The organism is Roseateles albus, assembly GCF_028595345.1.
GTDB lineage: Bacteria > Pseudomonadota > Gammaproteobacteria > Burkholderiales > Burkholderiaceae_C > Paucibacter_A > Paucibacter_A albus.
Genome location: NZ_JAQQXT010000021.1, coordinates 1 through 16,477, shown reverse-complemented (window position 1 = coordinate 16,477; position 16,477 = coordinate 1). Strand labels below are relative to the sequence as shown.

Below are 16,477 nucleotides of genomic sequence, written 5' to 3'. Positions count from 1 at the left end.
TATAAACAATGGGCTTGCGGCTTGACTATAGATGCAGGCTTGAGGCGACGTTGCTCACAACTCTCCGCTATGCTTTGGCCATGAGCCCAAGCTACAAAATCCCGGAATCCGTGTTGGTGGTGATTCACACGCCCGAGCTGCAGGTGCTGATGTTGGAGCGGGCCGACCAGCCCGGTTTTTGGCAAAGCGTGACCGGCTCCAAAGACCTGCTGGACGAGCCGCTGCTGGAGACCGCTCGCCGTGAGGTGCTGGAGGAGACCGGCATCAATGCCGAGCCCGATCAATTGCGCGACTGGGTGTTGGTCAATCGCTACGAAATCTACCCCGTCTGGCGCCATCGTTATGCGCCCGGCGTCACCCATAACAGCGAACATGTGTTCGGGCTCCAGGTGCCGGCCGGCACGCTCGTGCGGCTGGCGCCGCGCGAGCATCTGCAGTACCGCTGGCTGCCCTGGCGCGAAGCAGCCGATCTGTGCTTTTCGCCTTCCAATGCCGAGGCGATTCTGCATTTGCCCAAGTTGCTGGAGACCTCGCTATGAGCCATGGCAATGCCTTCAGCCATTCTGTTCAGGCCACGCACAGCCAGTTCACCCGCCCGCATCTGCGCGTGGCGACTTACAACATCCACAAGGGCGTGCGCGGCATGGGGCCGCAAAAGCGACTGGAGATTCACAACCTCGGCATGGGGGTGGAGGCGCTGAACGCTGACCTGGTGTTCCTGCAAGAGGTGCGCCATTTTCACCACCAAGAAGCGAAGGAATTTCAGCGCACCTGGTTTGGGTGGCCCGATCAGGGGCAGGCAGAGTTTTTGGCGCCCGAGGGTTACGAGGTGGCCTACCGCACCAACGCGGTGACCAAGCATGGTGAGCATGGCAATGCGCTGCTGTCGCGCTTTCCGTTGGGAGATATCGGGCATCACGACGTCTCGGATCACCGCTTCGAGCAGCGTGGTCTGCTGCATGTGCCTGTGCAATGGCAGGGGCTGGAAATTCACACCGTGGTCGCGCATCTGGGTCTGTTTCACAGCGGCCGGGTGCGCCAGATTGAGCGGCTGGCAGACTTTATCGGCAAACATATTCCGCCCGACGCCTTGTTGCTGATTGCCGGTGACTTCAATGATTGGGGCGAGCGGCTGGACGCGCCTATGCGCGAATATGGCTTGCAGCGGGCGGTTTCGCCGCAGGGCCGCGGGCGCCACGCCACTTTTCCTTCACGCCTGCCATTTTTCTCGCTTGACCGCATCTATATGCGCGGCCTGCGCTGTGTTTCGATGCAGGTGCCCAAGGGGCCGGCTTGGGCGCGTATGTCCGATCATCTGCCCTTGTTGGCCGAGCTGGAGTTGCTCGAGGCTTGATGCAGATGGCCCCTAAGGCAGATTGGAATGCCGACGTCAACGGCGACGCCAGCGCGCAGCGCAATTGGGGTCGATCGGCCCAGCCGGACTTTGTCGGCGGCAATGAGCTGCGCCTGCTGCGCGGAGGTGACGAGTTATTCCCTGCGCAGGCGGCGGCGATCGCCAGCGCTCGGCATGAAATTTGGCTGGCGACCTATATCTTTCATTTCGATGATGCAGGCGCGGCGCTGGCGGCGCAATTGGCGGCGGCCGCGCGTCGTGGCTTGCGCGTGCGGGTGGTCGTTGACGGCTTTGGCTCGCGCGCCAGCTTGCCCTGGCTGCGCCAGCAGTTCGAAGGTTCGGGCGTGGCGATGGCCGTGTTTCGGCCTATCGACCGTTGGTACAGCTGGCTGCAGCCTGGCCAACTGCGCCGCCTGCATCAAAAACTCTGTGTGGTGGATGCTGACCATGCTTTTGTGGGCGGCATCAACATCATTGGTGACCTGGTCGACCTCAATCATGGTGCGACCGAGCAGCCTCGCTTGGATTTCGCCGTAGCTTTGCGCGGGCCGCTGGTGCTGTCGGTGGCACAGGCTGCGCGGGCGGTCTGGACGCGCGCCTATCTGGGTGCCGATCTAGGCCAGGAGTTACTCGCCCTGGCGCGCAGCAGCGAGCCGCGGGCGCGGCTGCGGCGAATCTGGCGAGGCGTACGCAGCCCCAGGTCGTCCGCCAAAGCAGGTCGGCGCGGTGTTCAATCAGGGCAAGACCTGACCCCGGGCAGCGACCCTGTCTACGCCGCCTTCGTTTTGCGCGACAACTTGCGCCGGCGCCGCACGATCGAGCACGCCTATGTGGCCGCGATCCAGTCGGCGCAAACGCGCGTCGATCTGATGACGCCTTATTTTTACCCCGGCCATGCCTTCCGCAAGGCGCTGCGAGATGCAGCCAAGCGAGGCGTGCGGGTGCGCCTGCTCTTGCAAGGCAAGCTCGACTACCGCATTGCCGGCATGGCGGCGCAGGCCTTGTACGCCGAGCTTCTCGCTTATGGCGTGAGCATCTATGAATACATGCCCGCCTATTTACATGCCAAGATTTGCGTGGTCGATGAGAGCTGGGCGACGGTGGGTAGCTCCAATATCGACCCGCTTTCCCTGCTGCTGAATCTGGAAGCCAATGTGATCGTGCGTGACGCCGAATTTGCCCGCGATGTGGCCGCACAGTTCGATGCTGCGGCGGCACTGTCCCGCCAGGTCGATCGCCATTTTCAGGGGGGCGGCGTGCGCGGTGTCTTGCGCCGCGCCTTGGTGGCCTGGGCCGCCTATGTTTATCTGAGAGTGGCCGGGGCGACCGGTCGTTATTGAGCGCCCCCAAGGCCGCCGCCTCGAGGGGGAGCAAGAAAACTAGAGCGCCCCGGCGTTTCCTTCTGTCGCCAGGACTTAGCTCAGCACCACCAGCCCGCCGACATCCTGCACCAGCGCCGTCAGCTCGCCGCTACCGACCAATTCAAACGCATGCGCAATGTCCGGCGCCATGTAATGGTCGGTCGGCATAGCTGGGCAGGTCTTGCGCACCAAGGCGTGCACCTGCTCAAGTGCTGCCGAGCTGTGCAGCGGACGCAGGAACTCGAAGCCTTGGGCGGCGGCGAGCAGCTCGATGCCGATGATGTGGGCGGTGTTGTCCAGCATCTGACCCAGGCGGCGAGCGCCGAAGGTGGCCATGGACACATGGTCCTCCTGATTGGCGCTGGTCGGCAGGCTGTCAACGCTGGCCGGGTGGGCGAGTGACTTGTTCTCGCTGGCCAACGCTGCGGCGGTCACATGCGCAATCATGAAGCCGGAGTTGAGGCCGGCGTTCGCTGTCAAGAAGGCCGGCAGGCGCGAGACGCTGGTGTCGATCAGCATCGCGATGCGGCGCTCGGCAATCGCGCCGACTTCGGCAATCGCGCAGGCCAGCGCGTCGGCGGCCAAGGCAACCGGCTCGGCGTGGAAATTGCCGCCGCTGACCATGGCGCTGCTGCCATCGGCATTGGCGAACACCAGCGGGTTGTCGGTGACGGCATTCGCTTCGCGCAAAAGCACATCACGCACACAACGGCTTTGGTCCAGGCAGGCGCCCATCACCTGCGGCTGGCAGCGCAGGCAATAAGGGTCTTGCACGCGCTCGTCACCTTCTTGGTGCGAGGCGCGGATGGCGCTGCCAGCGAGCAGTTGGCGATAGGCGGCTGCAGTCTCGATCTGGCCGGGCTGGCCGCGCACTGCATGGATACGGGCGTCAAACGGGCCGTCGCTACCGCGCGCGGCGTCGAGCGACAGCGCGCCACTGATGATGGCCGCCGCAAAGACGATCTCATAGCGCAACAGACCTTCCAGCGCCAGCGCCGTGCTGGTCTGCGTGCCGTTGATCAAGGCCAGGCCTTCCTTGGCCTGCAGGACCAGCGGCGCAATGCCGTGTTTCTGCAGCTCGGCCAGTGCTGGTTTGCGTTGGCCGTCGACGAGCATTTCACCTTCGCCCAAGAGCGCCAGCGTCATATGCGCGAGCGGCGCCAGGTCGCCTGAGGCGCCGACCGAACCCTGCGCTGGCACATAAGGGATCAGGCCAGCGTTGAAGACCGACAGCAGGCTTTGCACGACTTCTTCGCGCACGCCGGAGTGTCCTCGTGCCAAGGACGCCGCCTTGGTCGCCAGCATCACGCGCACGACGCCGGGCTGCAGCGGTGCGCCGACGCCGACGCAATGCGAGCGGATCAGGTTGAATTGCAGCGTGGCCAGATCTTCCTTGCTGATGCGGGTGGAAGCTAGCTTGCCGAAACCGGTATTGACGCCGTAGACGGGCGCATCGCCGGCGGCGGCCTTTTGCACCACGGCGGCGGCGCGGCGGATGATCTCGGTGCTGCTGGCGTGCAGGCTCAGCTGAACATTGCCGTTACGGATTTGGCGCAGTTGGTCGAGTGTGATTTGTCCTGGGGTCAGGGTCAGAGATTGTGTGTTCGATGGGGTCATTTGCTTGCGCCTGTAAAAGTTTCTAGGTCGATGTTTTGTAAGCCAGCTTCGGCCTTGGCGATGAGCTTGTCCATCTCGCCGCTGGCTTTCATCTGGGTGATGACGGCGCCGATGCGACTGGCCAAGGCCTGGTGTTTGGGGTGCAGGTAGTGGAAGAGTTCGTAACGGGCCAAGTCGGCGGAGACCTGGATGTCCGTCAAGCCCTGGCGCTTGATGACGTAGCGGCCATTGATGCCGGTGTCCAGCGCCGCGTCGAAACGGCGAGAGTTCAGCATCTTGAAGAGTAGATCCGCGCGCTGAGTCAAGGTGGTGGCCGGGTGGCCTTCGGTCAAGTCGGACGAGTGGGCGACGCCGCGGATGGCGCCCAAGCTGTAGTGGGCCAAATCTTCGCGGCGGTGAATCTCCGCCGCACGGCTGCGCAGGCTGAAGGCGTTGCTGGTGAGTACATAAATGGCTGGCTCCACCCGATCGAGTGTTGGGTTGCTTTCACCATAGGCGCGAATACGAGCCACCTCTCCATCCTTCAGCCCTGATAGCGTTGCCTTGGTCGCACGCGCCGGCGGCAGCGGTTCAATGATCATGGCCAGCCCGGCGCGGCGATAGACTTCTTGCAGCAGTTGTGCAGCCACCCATTGTTCCGCCAGGCGCTCGTTCGCCGCCAACTGCAGCGGCGCGCTCTGGCCGAACGCTCTGCCCACGCACAAAGCGAGCAAGCCGCAGCAGAACAGCGATCTTGAGACCTGGGTGAACATGGCAACTCCTCAGTCGGGCCAATGGACTCTATGCCCTCAGCCTTGTCGCTGCAACATCGGCATATTCAGCCCGCGCTCGGCGGCGGTTTTCTTGGCGATCTCGTAGCCGGCGTCGGCATGGCGCATCACGCCGGTGCCGGGGTCGTTCCAGAGTACGCGTTCCAGGCGCTTGGCCGCAGCAATGGTGCCGTCGGCCACGATCACGACGCCGCTGTGCTGGCTGAAGCCCATGCCGACGCCGCCACCGTGGTGCAGGCTGACCCAGGTGGCGCCGCCGGCGGTGTTGAGCAGCGCGTTCAGCAGCGGCCAGTCGGAGACCGCGTCCGAGCCGTCCATCATGCTTTCGGTTTCGCGGTTCGGGCTGGCGACCGAACCGCTGTCGAGGTGGTCGCGGCCGATCACGATCGGGGCTTTCAACTCGCCCGACTTGACCATTTCATTGAAGGCCATGCCGGCGATATGACGCTCGCCCAGGCCCAGCCAGCAGATGCGCGCCGGCAGTCCCTGGAAGGCGATGCGCTCACGCGCCATGTCCAGCCAGCGGTGCACATGGGCGTGATGCGGGAACAATTCCTTGATCTTGGCGTCGGTCTTGTAGATGTCTTCCGGGTCGCCGGACAGCGCCACCCAACGGAAGGGACCCCGGCCTTCGCAGAACTGCGGGCGTACATAGGCGGGCACAAAACCGGGGAAGTCGAAAGCGTTCTTGACGCCTTGTTCCAACGCCACCTGGCGGATATTGTTGCCATAGTCGACGGTCGGAATGCCCATGGCCTGGAACAGCAACATGGCCTTGACATGCACGGCGCAGCTGGCTGCCGCAGCGGCTTTCAGCTCGGCATGTTGGGCCGGGTCGGCTGCCGCCGCCTTCCATTGTTCAACCGACCAGCCTGCCGGCAGATAGCCATTGATCAGATCGTGTGCCGAGGTTTGATCGGTAACCAGATCGGGCTTGACGCTGGGGTCGGTCTTGCATCGCTCGGCCAAGGCCGGCAGGATGGTGGCGGCATTGCCGAGCAGCGCGATCGAGATCGCCTTTCCTTCGGCCGTGTATTTCTTCAAGCGTGCCAGCGCGTCATCGAGGTCGGTGGCTTGCTCGTCCACATAGCGGGTCTTGAGGCGGAAGTCGATACGGCTTTGTTGGCATTCGATGTTCAAGGAGCAGGCGCCGGCGAAGGTGGCGGCCAGCGGCTGCGCGCCGCCCATGCCGCCCAGACCGGCGGTTAGCACCCAGCGGCCTTTCAGTGAACCACCATAGTGTTGGCGGCCCGCTTCGGCGAAGGTCTCGTACGTGCCTTGCACGATGCCCTGGGTGCCGATATAGATCCAGCTGCCGGCCGTCATCTGGCCATACATCATCAGGCCCTTGCGGTCCAACTCGTTGAAATGCTCCCAGTTGGCCCAGTGCGGCACCAGATTGCTGTTGGCGATCAAGACGCGCGGCGCGTTCGCGTGGGTCGGGAAGATGCCGACCGGCTTGCCTGACTGCACAAGCAGGGTTTCGTCCTCGTTCAGCGTCTTCAGTGAGTCAAGAATGGCCTCGAAGCAATCCCAGTTGCGGGCGGCCTTGCCGATGCCGCCGTAGACCACCAACTCGTCCGGGTTTTCGGCCACTTCCGGGTCCAGATTGTTCTGCAACATCCGGTAGGCGGCTTCGGTCAGCCAGCTTTTGCAGCTCAAGGCAGTGCCGGTAGGGGCGCGCACGACGCGGGGCTGGGCTTTGCTGGGGGTGGGCTTGTTGCTCATAAAGACTCCTGCTGATGAACCGGAAGTTTGGCGAATTGACTGGCGAATCGATTTTCGAATGTTGGGCAATGTACTTGTCTATACAAGTACAGTCAAGTAGCATGCGCTCATGCCAAGAAAAACAAGTTCGGTGCCAGCGCCGCAGTATTTGAAGGTCAAGAACCATTTGCGCGAGCGCATTGCCTCCGGCCATTGGGTGGCGGGCGACTTGCTGCCTTCCGAGGCCGAGCTGGTGGCCTTGTTCGAGGTCAGCCGCATGACCGTCAACCGGGCTTTGCGCGAGTTGACCCAGGAAGGCTTGGTCGAGCGGCTGCAAGGCGTGGGTACTTTTGTGGCGCAGTTGCACCGCATCTCGTCAACGCTGAATGTGCGCGATGTGCATGATGAGATCTTGCAGCGCGGCCACCAGCACACCGCCAAGGTACATAGCCTGGCGACGCTAAAGGCCGATGGGCCCCAAGCGGCCGACTTTGGCTTGGCGCTGGGAGCCGAGCTCTTCCACAGCGTGATCGTGCATTTCGAGAACGGGGTAGCGATCCAGTGCGAAGACCGGCTGGTCAACCCGGCCTGCGCGCCAGCTTATTTGGGCCTGGATTTCGCGAAGACGACGCCGACCAATTATTTGCTTGAGGTTGCGCCTTTGTCGGAGGCGCGTTACACGATAGAGTCACTGCTGCCGTCGGCGCTGGAGGCCAAGTTGCTGGGCATTTCCAGGCGCGACCCTTGTCTGGTCGTCAAGCGTCGCACCTTCAGTCGCGGCCAAACCGTCACCACGGTGCGGCTCACCCATCCGGGTTCGCTCTACGTTCTTGAGGGGAGTTTTCAAGCATGAGTTGGAGTCAAGTTAGCGCAGATGACGTAGCCCCCCAGGCTTGGCGCAACGGCGGAGGACAGACCCGCGAGTTGCTCGCCTGGCCGCATCCGGCCGATTGGGCCTTGCGCATCAGTGTGGCCGATATCGAGCGCGATGGGCCGTTCTCGGCCTTTGATGGCGTGCAGCGTTGGTTCGGTGTACTACAGGGCGATGGGGTGCGCCTAGCGGACTGGGAATTGCGGGCCGGAGACGAGCTGATCAGCTTCGATGGTGGCTTGGCCCCGCCCTGCGAGTTGATCGGCGGCAGCACCCGCGACTTCAACCTGATGCATCGCCGCGGCCGTGGCCAGATGCAAGTGAAGGCTGCCGCCAGCACCCCCGCTGCTTGGCAGCCGCAAGGCCGCTGGGTCGGTTTGTTCACAGCCGCAGGTGGGCGCTTGCTGCATGGTGGGCGGGCCATGAGCATGGGCGCGATGAGCCTGGCCTGGTGTGAGAACCCTGCGGCGCAGGCCTGCAGTTTTGAAGGCCAGGGCGCAGCCTGGTGGATGATTTGGAGCGAGACACAAACATGAGTAGCAGCAGCGTATTCAAACTCTGGACCCATGCCCGCCTGGCCACATTGGCCGGCGACGCCAAAGAGAACCCCTGGGGCTGGGTCGAGAACGGGGCGATGTTGTCGCAGGGCGAACATCTGCTCTGGGCCGGCGACATCGCCGACCTCGACGCCGAGTTCCGCAATGGTCTGGCGCAGGAGATCAACCTCGGCGGCGCGGTCGTCACGCCGGGCTTGATCGACTGCCACACCCATCTGGTTTACGGTGGCCAGCGCGCGGCCGAGTTCGAGCAGCGCTTGCTCGGCGCCAGCTACGAAGAGATTGCGCGCGCCGGCGGCGGCATCCGTTCCAGCGTCGCTGCCACCCGCGCCGCCAGCGAACATCAGCTTTACGCGCAGGCGGCGCACCGCGTCTTGAATCTGCTCAAGGAGGGCGTTACGACCATCGAGGTCAAATCGGGCTATGGCTTGAGCCAAGCCTCGGAGGCCAAGATGCTGCGCGCGGCCCGCCGTCTCAAAGGCCTGGGTGTCGATGTACGGACCAGCTACTTGGGCGCGCATGCACTGCCGCCCGAGTTCGAGGGCCGCCAAGACGCTTATGTGACCGCGCTGATCGAATGGATGACCCCGCTGCACCGCGAAGGCTTGATCGACGCGGTCGACGCTTTCTGCGAAGGCATAGGCTTCACGCCGGCGCAAACTCGGCGCGTTTTCGAAGCGGCGCAGGCCTTGGGCCTGCCGGTCAAGCTGCATGCCGAGCAACTCAGCGACCAGGGCGGCAGCCAGCTAGCGGCCGAGTTCAAGGCTCTGTCTTGCGATCATCTGGAGTATCTGAGCGAAGCCGGCGTGCAGGCCATGGCCGCCAGTGGCACGGTGGCGGTGCTGCTGCCGGGGGCTTATTACTTCCTGCGCGAAAGCAAATTGCCGCCGGTGCAGGCGCTGCGCGATGCGGGTGTGCCTATCGCGATTGCCACCGATCACAATCCCGGCACATCGCCGACGCTGTCCCTGCTCTTGATGCTGAATATGGCCTGCACCCTGTTCCGCCTGACGCCCGAAGAAGCGCTACGCGGCGTTACCGTCAACGCGGCTCGCGCGCTGGGTTTGAGCGACCGCGGCCAGCTGGCCGCCGGCCAGCGCGCTGATTTCTGCGTTTGGGATGTGGAGCATCCGAACGAGTTGGCGTACTACTTTGGCCGCAACCCCTTGAAGCGCGTCGTCCGTGGCGGGGTGGAGCGAACATGAAAGCCGTCATGGAAACTGCTGTTTTCAAACTGCGCCAAGGCAGCACGCCGCTGCTGATCAGCATGCCACATGTGGGCTCGGCCATTCCTGCCGATCAGACTCGCCGTTATCAACCGCGCGCGCTGCTCAGCGAGGACACCGACTGGCACCTGGAACAGCTCTACGGTGGGATTGCCGGCGAGTTGGACGCCGGGCTGATCGTTCCGCATTACTCGCGCTTTTTGATCGACCTGAACCGCCCGCCTGAGGACACGCCGATGTACCCGGGAGCGTCCAATACCGAGCTATGCCCAACGCGGTTTTTCAGCGGCGAGCCGCTCTATCTGCCGGGCCAGGAGCCCAACCGCGCCGAGCAACTGCGTCGCCGCGAGCTTTACTGGTTGCCTTATCACCGCGCCCTGAATGCCGAGTTGCAAAGGCTGAAGTCGCTGTTCGGCTATGCCTTGCTATTCGATGCGCACAGCATCTGCTCCGAGCTGCCTTGGTTGTTTGAGGGTCGCTTGCCTGACCTTAACTTGGGCACGGTGGAAGGGCGCTCCTGCGCCGCCGAGCTCAGGTCCCAATTGAGCGCCGTGTTGGCGAGCCAGTGCGACTACACCCAGGTCGTCGACGGGCGCTTCAAAGGCGGCTTCATCACCCGCCATTACGGCCAGCCCGAGCAGGGCGTGCATGCGGTGCAGTTGGAGATGTGCTGGCGCTGCTATATGGAAGAAGAGGCGGCACCGTTTCTGTATGACGCGCAGCGCGCAACGGCGGTGCAGCCTTTGCTCAAGAGCTTGCTGCAAGAAATGAGTGGCTGGAGGCCGATGAAAACATGAGAGCAGCCCCTATTTTTTGGGCCGAGCAAGCCTGGGTGGATGGGCGCTGGCAGCATGACGTACGTTTGGAGGTGGGGACGGACGGCCACTGGCAAAGAATCACGCCCGGCGTACCCTTGGCCGAGGGCATGCAGGCCTTGGCCGGCCCTGTCATGCCGAGCCTGGTTGATACCCACAGCCACGCATTTCAGCGCGCTTTTGCGGGCTTGGCCGAGCGGCGCGACAGCGGCGATGACGACTTTTGGTCTTGGCGCGACCGCATGTACGGTCTGGCGCTACGCATCACGCCGGCGCAAATGCAGGCGATTGCCACCCAACTTTATGTCGAGCTGCTGGCTGGCGGCTACACCCAGGTCTGCGAGTTTCATTACCTGCATCACCGAGAAGACGGCAGTTCATACCCCGATGAGTTGGCCATGAGTTGGGCCTTGGCCGATGCGGCGGCTGCGGCGGGCATAGGCCTGACCCTGCTGCCGGTGCTGTACGCGCGTTCGGGCTTTGGAGCGAGCGGCCTGCGTGATGATCAACGCCGTTTCAAGACCGATGCCGACTGGGTCTGGGCTGCCAGCCAAGCGGTCAACGCTGCCCGGCGGCCTTTGCTCAATGCAGGCGTAGCGCTGCATTCCTTGCGTGCGGCCAATGCCGATGACATTCGCAGTTTGCAGGCCTTGGTGGCAGAGGCGGATGTTCCCATCCACATCCACATTGCCGAGCAGACGCAAGAGGTGCGCGACTGTCTGGCCGCTACCGGGCAGCGTCCCATGCAGTGGTTGTGCAACGCACTCAAACCTGATGCGCGCTGGCATTTGGTGCACGCCACACACAGCAGCCGAGAAGAAATCGAGCAGGTCGCCCGCAGCGGCGCCAGCGTTGTCATCTGCCCCGGCACCGAGGGCAATTTGGGCGATGGTTTGATCGACTTACCCGGCTGGTTGGCGGCTGGTGTGCCGATCAGCATAGGTTCCGACAGTCATGTGACGCGCGCTTGGGGCGAGGAGTTGCGCTGGTTGGAATATGGCCAGCGCTTGGGCCTGCAGCAGCGCAATGTGGCGGCTTTGCCTGGGCAGCAGCCCAGCACGGCGGCGCGCTTGTTCGAGGCCGTGCGCGCAGGCAGTGCAGCGCCGGCAGGCTTCAAGCAGTGGGGTCTGGAAGTCGGGGCACGCGCCGACTTCCTGGTGATCGACAGCGCAGCGAGTGGCTTGCTGGGCTTGCCTGCGGATTATTTGCTCGACGGTCTGGTCTTCTCGGCCCAGGGTCAGGTCTTGCGGGAGGTCTATGTGGCCGGCCAGGTTCGGCTCCAGCAGGGGCGGCATGTGGCTCAAGATGCCATCGCTGGCGGGTTTCAGTCGGCGTTGGCGGCCTTGCGTTGAGGATTGCGTTGAGATTGCGTTTGGCAATAAAAAAGCGACCCCTCACCGAGGGGCCGCTTTTTTTCCGCATTTGGCGGAAGCTGTGGCGGTCGAACATGGATCGATTCGCCTCGGCTTTGTGGGCTCCCGACAACGGCTCCCAGAGAAATTTGGAGAGGGTTATGCATCGGCATGTATCGGGGTGTCCAAGCAAATTGCCGGCCGGTTGCTAGTTTCCTTGCTAGTTGTAAGACTGACATTCATTGAGCCAATCGCACTCAGTTAGACGTTAGTTTTCGTCCTCTGCTGTGCTGGCTTTTCTAGTCTACAGCGAGGTTAAGGAATGCGCGGAGCGATCAATCGTCTATCGGACACGAGGCTTGAGTCCATCGTCCGGAAAGCAAGGATGGAGGCGGCCAACGCCCCTCTAAAACAGAAGGTCGTAGCTGATGGCGGCGGGCTGTACTTGCAGCTGACTAGGACGGGCACAGCGTCCTGGCTCTTTCGCTACACGCGAGCAAAGCGGGCTGTCGGAGTTGGCCTCGGCGGTTACCCCGAAGTTGGCCTGAAAGCAGCTCGAACAAGGGCCGCAGAATGCCGGGAGCATTTGGAGTTTGATCGAGACCCTAAGTCGGAGCGTCGACGCGTGAAAGTTGCGCTGCGGCTTGATTCTGAAGGTGGCAAGACCTTCGATCAATGCGCTGCTCGGTTCATCGAAGACCATCGTCCGGCGTGGCGCAACGCAAAGCACGTCCAGCAGTGGGAAAACACCTTGAAGACCTACGCAAGCCCCCGCATTGGCTCTCGCCCCATCGCCGAGGTCTGCACGGAGGAAGTTCGGAGAATCCTGCATCCCATCTGGATCACCAAGGGAGAAACAGCCCGACGGCTGCGGGGCCGCATTGAGGCAATCATGGATTGGGCGACCGTCCATGGCTTTCGGACTGGCGACAACCCGGCACGCCTAAAAGGACACCTTGTGCATCTTCTGCCGCGCATGCCGGCAGAGAAAAGGCAACGCAAGCACTTCGCTGCCCAGCCGTTCGTGCAAATGCCTGTTTTCATGCTGAAGCTTCAGGAGATGGACGGCATGGCTCGATGGGCTTTGGAGTTCCTTATCCTGACCGCCGCCAGGACTTCCGAGGTGACCGGTGCTCAATGGGCCGAGGTAAACATCGAAGACCGCGTATGGATGGTGCCGGGGGAGCGGATGAAAGCTGGCAAGGACCATCGCGTTCCGTTGTGTGACCGGGCTATCGAGATTCTGGAGAAGATGAAGGAACTAAAACGTCCAGGCGCCTACGTGTTCCACGGCCGAACGAAGGGAAAGCCTTTGAGCAATATGTCGATGTCCATGGTCTTGAGGCGCGCAGGATTCGACGATATTACCGTCCACGGATTCAGATCATCTTTTAGAGACTGGGCTTCCGAGATGACGGATCATGATTCCCGAGTTGCAGAGGCTGCGCTGGCGCATTCAGATCCAAACAAGGTGCGGAAGGCCTATATGCGTGGTGATCTCTGGCAAAAGCGCGTTAAGCTGATGCATGACTGGAGCATCTTCTGTTTCGTAGGACTCGCGGAAAATTAGGACAACAAATGACTCGTCGACCGGTTGCCGCGCCTAAATCTCGAGTAAAAATGACTCGGATGAATGTTCATCCTCCGGAGCTATTTTGTCGAGAAATTATTAATTCTGACCAAGGTGGATCCGTCGAGAATATTTCATTCCCAAAGACCATTGCAAACTGGCGAGATGAGTCAGAGTATGAAGTTCCGAGTGGTGTGGATAAGTATTCTTGGTTGGCATGGGAATCACTTCGCAGAAATCTGTACTTTCAGCGATTCTGCGATGGTTGCCGTAGCAAAGGGTCCTATGCGTTGCATGACGACGTGTTCTTGGAAGATTGGGGCCTTCAAGAATTCAAATGGCATGAAGACGCCTACCGCGGAGTCAATTCGGCGCCGCTGTGGAATTGGGGCTTGGACATAAAGACGGTGTTTGGGCCTAGGAGGCCAAACTTCCGAGAGCAGGCAAAGGCCATGAGAGAAAAGCAAGGCTACGAAGGGCGTAAAACCGGCCAAAAACAGATCATCGACCCTGCGGTGTTTGAGGTGTTAGATCTCAGAGTTCCGTCACCAGAGGTTAAATCTGCCTTGGTAATTCGCCCGACGAGCCGAACGACCAGGAGTACACCTGCGGCCAAAGCGACGGCCGTGTCGGCCGAAATTGATCCGAAGCCCTATTTCAATCCGAATCCAGGATTTGCACTTCAAGAAGGACAGATGGCAGTTGTGTTTGATTTTGAAAAACTGTCTCAGTATTCTGGCGCGGTTGACTATCAAATGAAACTTCTGAGGCGTCGGCTTTTTGACGAGGTTGCGGAATATGTTAGGTCATCCCCGAGGGTGATAAAGGCACAAGTAGATTCTGTCTCAAAATATCTAAGGGTTGCGGACGCGATGCTTGATCCTGAGTTGCCTACGCATTCTGAGATTTTAAGTGAGCTTGATCTTGAGATGGAAGTTAAGAAGTTTGATCTCGTTATTCGTTCTGCGAGGCACCTTATATATGATCGTGGATACCTTGGTTTGATGGTGCGTGCAGATGCGGTGAAATAGTGGATTAAGCCGGCGCTCCGTCAATTCAGAACTCGCCATAGCACGAAGTATTTTATTTGTGGGCCTTGCGGCTGAACCCGGCTAGCATTTGCGAGCCGCGCCATGCAGTCGCCAATCGATCTGCAAGGCCGGCGTAGCGACGCCATGCAGCGTCCAGCAAGAAGTCGAGTCGAGCGGTTCCGCTCCAGCCTCACCCAACTCCCCTAACTGCTTGTTCGCCCGGCCACACCAGCCAGGTGAGCCGCTGCGTTGCGTCGCCACTTTTGAACCTAACTAACCAGGAACCAAAAATGGCAACAACAAAACCTAATGGCGGACAGCTTCCCCCAGGCTTCGTATCTCCGTTCAAGCGCGCCGAGATGCTTGGCACTCACGATGATCTGCTGGCATGCGCTGCGACCATTTGCAGCAAGTCCATGGAGGACGTCAAGAAGATGGCAGTGACGCTGGGAATGCCGGCCAACGGCCCGTTTTTCATGGACGAAGTTTTGTTCAGGCAGATAGTCTTTAATCTCAGCCCCTTCGCCGTGAGTGACTATAAGGATTTGACCTCGCTAGATGCGTTGCCCGACTTGGCAGTACTCTGCTTGGATTACGACAAGCACAGCGAGGCCTGCCGGACGGTTGTGTTTCAACATGTACGGGCCTCGGAAAAGACACCTTCTTTTAGCTATGTGATTGATCCAGCCAACTGGCTGGACCCCAAGTGCCACGTAACGACCGACCTGAGTCACCTGAACCTGAAGCCAAGCTGGTACCTGGAGATCACTCAGCGCGCAGGCACCACGCCGACCCGCGGCAAGTAAGCAGAGCCGGACGCGCACCATGCACACCAAAATGCAAGCGATCCGGCCAATGCGCAGCCTGCTGAACCAGTTGCCATGCCTTCCCATCACGGACGAGCGCATGGTGGACTACAAGGCTGCCGACCCTCATCTGCTGGTCGCCATCCGTGACGACGCAGAGATGACCATGCGGGTCATCCATTTGGGCCTTGCTGCCATCGGCAACCTCATGGCCCACTCTGCAATGGCCATCGAGGACGGCTCCATTGGTGCCGACAATCTTGAGGGTTTAGGTCATTTGCTAGCAGAGCTTGGCGATATGGCGTCCGGATTCATGGTTATGGCCGCGCACTGCCGACGTGAGATTGAGGACTTTAACCCGTCGGTGCTTTGACGGCGCCGGTTACGCTACCTTCTCCTGAGTGAGTTGTTTCTCCCGCCGGATACAGCGCATGTTCTGTGCGAAAAGTTGCTGCGCTCCACACCTTTGAGTTGGGTTGCGCATTGCCGGCAGTTTGTAGATGCCCCCGGCATTAATCCACACACTTTGAGTTTGGCTTCGGATAGAGTTTCTGTTGACCAAACGCAAAGTGTGTTTTCAGTAAGCCTCTCGACGCCAAAGGAAGATCAATGGGCAACCTACACCGGACTACCGCGAAGTTTTGTCTGACGGCACTACTGCTCGCCGCAGCCTCTACGTCCGCCCGCGCGCAATTGCGTCTGAACTGCCCTATTCCATGGGACCAACTCCGCACGTTAGAAACCGGTAGTCTCGACGCCGACCTTTGGGGGATCAAGGTTCGCGACTGGAAAGTCGAGTACTTGGATGAAGCACTGCGTAAAAGCGAAGAATGTGTCCGCACCGGGCCAGGTGGGCCAGGCGGCAAGTCCTTGCGCGACGCGGAGCATCGCGATGCTGTTGCACGCGTCTATCCATTTGCCAAGGACCGCTACTTGCCAGAACTAGATCAGCGTCTACGTATTGAAGGTGTCCCTGCCATGGTGGCCACGGCAATATCGCAGGCCAATCTCACTCAGGTCAAGCTGACGCCGAATGGCATGCCGTCTTCGATCTTGCTGAAGTACGACGACCCTAACATCGTGCAGTCCAGGCAGTCCAGAGAATACTCATGCGGCTCATTGGACCGCGGCATTGACGACGCCACGGCGGAGAGCTACCGTCAGGCTGCAGTATTCGCCCGCCTTTGTGCCGCAGCTCAGCAGACCACAGCCACAACCGTCGCCACCTTGGAGCGAAAAGCTGCAGGACTGGATGCAGTAACCAAAGCAGCAGCGACCCTCGCTACACAGGTAGACGCAGCTTCCGGGCGACCGCTGGCTGTTGGCGATTGCATCGAACTGACCCACCGCGATCACGCAATACTGACCCACTGCTAGAGGCTACCCCAAGGTGCCTGCGTCAGTAGATTGGGATTGATTCTCGTCCTTGGATGAAGCTCC

At 61.0% G+C, this 16,477-nt stretch carries 16 protein-coding genes and 1 pseudogene; 14 read left to right on the top strand and 3 right to left on the bottom strand.

From position 1 onward, the window contains the following. Positions 1–80: 80 nt before the first annotated feature. From nudB to clsB, 3 genes are read left to right on the top strand one after another with little or no spacing between them, the layout of a single operon-like run. The gene (nudB, locus tag PRZ03_RS22725; RefSeq protein WP_273602394.1) at positions 81–539 is read left to right on the top strand and encodes a dihydroneopterin triphosphate diphosphatase; all 459 of its coding nucleotides are present in this window, start codon (positions 81–83) and stop codon (positions 537–539) included. Then, positions 536–1,354 (top strand): endonuclease/exonuclease/phosphatase family protein, encoded by an 819-nt coding sequence (locus PRZ03_RS22720; RefSeq protein WP_338109631.1) that lies wholly within the window; start codon positions 536–538, stop codon positions 1,352–1,354. The genes nudB and PRZ03_RS22720 overlap by 4 nt, the downstream gene beginning before the upstream one ends. Then, on the top strand, positions 1,354–2,694 hold the full coding sequence (gene clsB / locus PRZ03_RS22715; RefSeq protein ID WP_273602393.1) for a cardiolipin synthase ClsB: 1,341 nt from the start codon (positions 1,354–1,356) through the stop codon (positions 2,692–2,694). The genes PRZ03_RS22720 and clsB overlap by 1 nt, the downstream gene beginning before the upstream one ends. Before the next feature lie 75 nt (positions 2,695–2,769). On the opposite strand, the gene hutH is transcribed toward clsB, so the two are convergent. From hutH to hutU, 3 genes are read right to left on the bottom strand one after another with little or no spacing between them, the layout of a single operon-like run. Beyond that, on the bottom strand, positions 2,770–4,332 hold the full coding sequence (gene hutH / locus PRZ03_RS22710; protein WP_273602392.1) for a histidine ammonia-lyase: 1,563 nt from the start codon (positions 4,330–4,332) through the stop codon (positions 2,770–2,772). Continuing rightward, on the bottom strand, positions 4,329–5,084 hold the full coding sequence (locus tag PRZ03_RS22705) for a substrate-binding periplasmic protein (protein WP_273602391.1): 756 nt from the start codon (positions 5,082–5,084) through the stop codon (positions 4,329–4,331). The genes hutH and PRZ03_RS22705 overlap by 4 nt, the downstream gene beginning before the upstream one ends. A 36-nt stretch (positions 5,085–5,120) precedes the next feature. Continuing rightward, entirely contained in the window at positions 5,121–6,830 is a 1,710-nt protein-coding gene (hutU, locus tag PRZ03_RS22700; RefSeq protein WP_273602390.1) for a urocanate hydratase, read from the bottom strand. Positions 6,831–6,939: 109 nt separating this feature from the next. Between hutU and hutC the strand changes: the two genes are divergently transcribed. From hutC to PRZ03_RS22645, 11 genes and pseudogenes are all read left to right on the top strand, one after another. Next, positions 6,940–7,662: a histidine utilization repressor gene (gene hutC, locus PRZ03_RS22695; protein WP_263535697.1), complete on the top strand. Its 723-nt coding sequence runs from the start codon at positions 6,940–6,942 to the stop codon at positions 7,660–7,662. Further along, a complete protein-coding gene (locus tag PRZ03_RS22690) occupies positions 7,659–8,216 on the top strand; it encodes a HutD/Ves family protein (protein WP_273602389.1) in 558 nt (185 codons plus the stop codon). Before hutC ends, PRZ03_RS22690 begins: the two co-directional genes overlap by 4 nt. Next, entirely contained in the window at positions 8,213–9,442 is a 1,230-nt protein-coding gene (gene hutI / locus PRZ03_RS22685; protein WP_273602388.1) for an imidazolonepropionase, read from the top strand. The genes PRZ03_RS22690 and hutI overlap by 4 nt, the downstream gene beginning before the upstream one ends. Positions 9,443–9,450: 8 nt before the next feature. Continuing rightward, positions 9,451–10,260, top strand: coding sequence for an N-formylglutamate deformylase (gene hutG / locus PRZ03_RS22680; RefSeq protein WP_273602387.1), 810 nt, complete (start codon positions 9,451–9,453; stop codon positions 10,258–10,260). Further along, entirely contained in the window at positions 10,257–11,630 is a 1,374-nt protein-coding gene (locus PRZ03_RS22675; protein ID WP_273602386.1) for a formimidoylglutamate deiminase, read from the top strand. Before hutG ends, PRZ03_RS22675 begins: the two co-directional genes overlap by 4 nt. 322 nt (positions 11,631–11,952) lie before the next feature. Beyond that, positions 11,953–12,243, top strand: a pseudogene (locus tag PRZ03_RS24005) (Arm DNA-binding domain-containing protein); the annotation flags it as partial. Between the two features lie 12 nt (positions 12,244–12,255). Continuing rightward, a complete protein-coding gene (locus PRZ03_RS22665; RefSeq protein WP_273602431.1) occupies positions 12,256–13,200 on the top strand; it encodes a tyrosine-type recombinase/integrase in 945 nt (314 codons plus the stop codon). Positions 13,201–13,208: 8 nt separating this feature from the next. Next, positions 13,209–14,231 carry a transcriptional regulator domain-containing protein gene (locus tag PRZ03_RS22660; protein ID WP_273602385.1) on the top strand — a complete coding sequence of 341 codons (1,023 nt, stop codon included), beginning with the start codon at positions 13,209–13,211 and terminating at the stop codon, positions 14,229–14,231. A gap of 290 nt (positions 14,232–14,521) precedes the next feature. After that, entirely contained in the window at positions 14,522–15,037 is a 516-nt protein-coding gene (locus PRZ03_RS22655) for a hypothetical protein (RefSeq protein WP_273602384.1), read from the top strand. A 19-nt stretch (positions 15,038–15,056) separates the two neighbouring features. Then, entirely contained in the window at positions 15,057–15,410 is a 354-nt protein-coding gene (locus PRZ03_RS22650; protein ID WP_273602383.1) for a hypothetical protein, read from the top strand. A gap of 236 nt (positions 15,411–15,646) precedes the next feature. After that, positions 15,647–16,414, top strand: coding sequence for a hypothetical protein (locus tag PRZ03_RS22645; RefSeq protein ID WP_273602382.1), 768 nt, complete (start codon positions 15,647–15,649; stop codon positions 16,412–16,414). Positions 16,415–16,477: the final 63 nt, after the last annotated feature.

Excerpts from the sequence above, each read along its gene's own strand:
- PRZ03_RS22660 (WP_273602385.1), top strand. The coding sequence starts at position 13,209 with ATGACTCGTCGACCGGTTGCCGCGCCTAAATCTCGAGTAAAAATGACT.
- PRZ03_RS22645 (WP_273602382.1), top strand. The coding sequence starts at position 15,647 with ATGGGCAACCTACACCGGACTACCGCGAAGTTTTGTCTGACGGCACTA.
- hutI (WP_273602388.1), top strand. The coding sequence starts at position 8,213 with ATGAGTAGCAGCAGCGTATTCAAACTCTGGACCCATGCCCGCCTGGCC.
- nudB (WP_273602394.1), top strand. The coding sequence starts at position 81 with ATGAGCCCAAGCTACAAAATCCCGGAATCCGTGTTGGTGGTGATTCAC.
- hutH (WP_273602392.1), bottom strand. The coding sequence starts at position 4,332 with ATGACCCCATCGAACACACAATCTCTGACCCTGACCCCAGGACAAATC.
- clsB (WP_273602393.1), top strand. The coding sequence starts at position 1,354 with ATGCAGATGGCCCCTAAGGCAGATTGGAATGCCGACGTCAACGGCGAC.
- hutC (WP_263535697.1), top strand. The coding sequence starts at position 6,940 with ATGCCAAGAAAAACAAGTTCGGTGCCAGCGCCGCAGTATTTGAAGGTC.
- PRZ03_RS22650 (WP_273602383.1), top strand. The coding sequence starts at position 15,057 with ATGCACACCAAAATGCAAGCGATCCGGCCAATGCGCAGCCTGCTGAAC.
- PRZ03_RS22655 (WP_273602384.1), top strand. The coding sequence starts at position 14,522 with ATGGCAACAACAAAACCTAATGGCGGACAGCTTCCCCCAGGCTTCGTA.
- PRZ03_RS22705 (WP_273602391.1), bottom strand. The coding sequence starts at position 5,084 with ATGTTCACCCAGGTCTCAAGATCGCTGTTCTGCTGCGGCTTGCTCGCT.
- PRZ03_RS22720 (WP_338109631.1), top strand. The coding sequence starts at position 536 with ATGAGCCATGGCAATGCCTTCAGCCATTCTGTTCAGGCCACGCACAGC.
- hutU (WP_273602390.1), bottom strand. The coding sequence starts at position 6,830 with ATGAGCAACAAGCCCACCCCCAGCAAAGCCCAGCCCCGCGTCGTGCGC.
- PRZ03_RS22675 (WP_273602386.1), top strand. The coding sequence starts at position 10,257 with ATGAGAGCAGCCCCTATTTTTTGGGCCGAGCAAGCCTGGGTGGATGGG.
- hutG (WP_273602387.1), top strand. The coding sequence starts at position 9,451 with ATGGAAACTGCTGTTTTCAAACTGCGCCAAGGCAGCACGCCGCTGCTG.
- PRZ03_RS22690 (WP_273602389.1), top strand. The coding sequence starts at position 7,659 with ATGAGTTGGAGTCAAGTTAGCGCAGATGACGTAGCCCCCCAGGCTTGG.